Source organism: bacterium (assembly GCA_018814885.1).
Taxonomy (GTDB): Bacteria; Krumholzibacteriota; Krumholzibacteriia; order LZORAL124-64-63; family LZORAL124-64-63; genus JAHIYU01.
The window spans coordinates 1-2,544 of sequence record JAHIYU010000068.1; the positions used below are offsets into that span (position 1 = coordinate 1).

3 protein-coding genes are annotated in these 2,544 nt (G+C 70.3%); all 3 read left to right on the top strand.

Translation table 11 applies throughout. The annotated features are described in order from the left end of the window. Positions 1-585 (top strand): ABC transporter substrate-binding protein (locus tag KJ554_03940; protein MBU0741488.1); only part of this gene is annotated, 585 nt, incomplete at its 5' end. 14 nt (positions 586-599) lie between these two features. Further along, entirely contained in the window at positions 600-1,391 is a 792-nt protein-coding gene (locus tag KJ554_03945) for an ABC transporter ATP-binding protein (GenBank protein ID MBU0741489.1), read from the top strand. Next, positions 1,388-2,386 carry an iron ABC transporter permease gene (locus KJ554_03950; protein MBU0741490.1) on the top strand — a complete coding sequence of 333 codons (999 nt, stop codon included), beginning with the start codon at positions 1,388-1,390 and terminating at the stop codon, positions 2,384-2,386. The genes KJ554_03945 and KJ554_03950 overlap by 4 nt, the downstream gene beginning before the upstream one ends. The last annotated feature ends 158 nt before the right edge of the window (positions 2,387-2,544 follow it).

Below are 2,544 nucleotides of genomic sequence, written 5' to 3' on the forward strand. Positions count from 1 at the left end.
AATGCCGAGGCCGGGGACCGTCTGCGGCGCCTCGGGCTGGACGTGTGTGTCGTCGAGCATCGCCACGTGGCGGGCATCCTCGCCTCGGTTCTTCAGGCGGGGGAGGCCTGCGGCGCCTCCGCACGCGCCGCCGACCTCCACGCCGCGCTCGACGGGCGGCTGGCGGCGATCGCCTCCCGGCACGACGGCCGGGCCCGTCCCCGCACCATGATCGTGGTGGGGCGCGAGGTGACGTCGGGGCGCCTCGGCGATCTGTATCTGGCCGGCGGCGGCACCTTCCTGGGGGAGTTGCTCGCCCTGGCCGGCGGCGGGAACGTCGTTGCGGAGACGACTGTCAGCTATCCCATGATCTCCACGGAAGGCTTGCTGCGCCTGGCGCCGGAGGTCATCATTGACCTGGCGCCCGAGTGCGCCGATGATCCCGGGAAGCGGGCCGAGCTGGAGCAGGCCTGGCGCCGCCACGACGCCGTGCCCGCCGTACGAACGGGACGGGTGCACGTGGTGACGGACGACGCCCTGCTGATTCCCGGCCCCCGGTTCATCGCTACGCTGGAGTTGCTGGCCTCCATCCTGGATGCGGAATGACATCGACGCAGATGATGACCATGGCGGTGGACGTGCGCCACCTGCGGCTCGACCTGCAGGGCTGGCCCATCCTGCGCGACGTCTCCTTCGCCGTGCGCGAGGGCGAGTACCTGGCCGTCGTCGGTCCCAACGGCGCCGGCAAGACGTCCCTGCTGCGCTGCATCAACCGCGTCGCCCGCGGCTGGCGCGGGGCCGTCAACATCAACGGCGTGAGCATCGCCGCCTTCACGCAGCGCGAGCTGGCGCGTCATGTGGCCTACGTGCCCCAGGCCGGCGGCCGTCACAGCCCCTTCACCGTCCGCGAGACCATCCTGATGGCCCGCTATCCGCATCTGACCCCCTTCGTGTCGGTGAACTACCGGGACCTCCGTTTCGTCGAGGACGCGTTGGCGCTGACCGGCACCGGCTCGTTGGCCGACCGCGCCATGCACACCCTCAGCGGCGGCGAGCGCCAGAAGGTCATGCTGGCCGCCGCCCTGGCCCAGAACGCCCGCATCCTGCTGCTCGACGAGCCCACGACGTTCCTCGATCCCCGCCACCGCGACGTCTTTCGCCGCGTGCTGCGCACCATCAACCGCGAGAAGGGGATCACCGTGATCGAGGTCACCCACGACCTGAACTGCGCGGCGCTGGACAGCCACCGCATCCTGGCCCTGCGCAACGGGGAGATAGCCTTCTGCGGCCCGCCCGGCCAGTTCATGGACAACGAGGTGCTGTCGCGACTCTACGAACGGTCGTTCCTCTTCACCGAGCATCCCGTGACCGGGCAGCCGATGATCCTCCCGGAGGAGGGTGACCGGATATGAAGCCTCTGTTGCTGGCCGGCATGATCATCCTGACCCTCGTGGTCCTCGTCGTAGCGCCGTTCGTGGGCATGACGTCGATCTCGCCGGAGTCGGTGATCGCCGCCGGCGCCGACGACCCCGAGTCCCGGATCTTCTGGTCGCTGCGCGTGCCCCGCGTGATGCTCGGGTTCCTGGCCGGAGCCTCCATGTCGCTGGCGGGCATGGTGTTCCAGGCCATGTTCCGCAACCCGCTGGCCACGCCCTTCACCCTGGGCGTCTCGAGCGGCGCGGCCCTCGGGGCCACGCTCTACATCCGACTGGGCCTGTCCTTCGCGGTCTTCGGCGTCTCGGGCGTGACCCTGTCGGCCTTCGCCGGCGCGCTGCTGGCGATCAGCGTCGTCTACGGCCTGATCCGCTCGCGGCCCGGCTCTTCGACCGGGACCATGCTGCTGGCGGGCGTGGCGGTGAACTTCACCTTCTCCAGCTTCATCCTGATGGTGCACTACACGTCGGACATGGCCAACTCCTTCAACATCCTGCGCTGGCTCATGGGACGGCTCGACACCGTGGGACCCGACGAGCCGCTCAGCCTGCTGCCGCTGATGGTCTTCGGCGGCCTCGCCGCGCTCGCCCTGCACCGCGAGCTGAACCTGATGAGCGTGGGGGAGGAGATCGCCGTCGGCCGCGGCGTGGACGTCTCCCGCTACCGCAAGGTGCTGTTCCTGGCCATGTCGGTGATGATCGGCGGCGTGGTGGCAATCTGCGGTCCCATCGGCTTCGTGGGCATGATGGCGCCGCACATCTGCCGTCTGGTGATCGGCCCCGACCACAGGTGGCTCGGCCCCATGTCGCTGTTGTTCGGGGGCGTCTTCCTGGTGGTCTGCGACGCCTTGTCGCGGGTGCTGGCGGCGCCCGCGGAACTGCCCGTGGGCGTGATCACGGCGCTGCTCGGCGGCCCCTTCTTCCTCTGGCTGCTCACCGGCCGCCGCGGCGCCTCCGTGGGCGCGGGGACGTGAACCCATGCTCCTGCTGCTGGCGGCGTCGCTCATCTGGGCTTTCTCCTTCGGCCTGATCAAGACCCGGCTGGTGGATTTCGACCCGCGGGCGGTGGCCTGCGTGCGCCTGGCGCTGGCGGCGGCGCTCTTCGCGCCCTGGCTGCCGCGGCTGCGCGGTG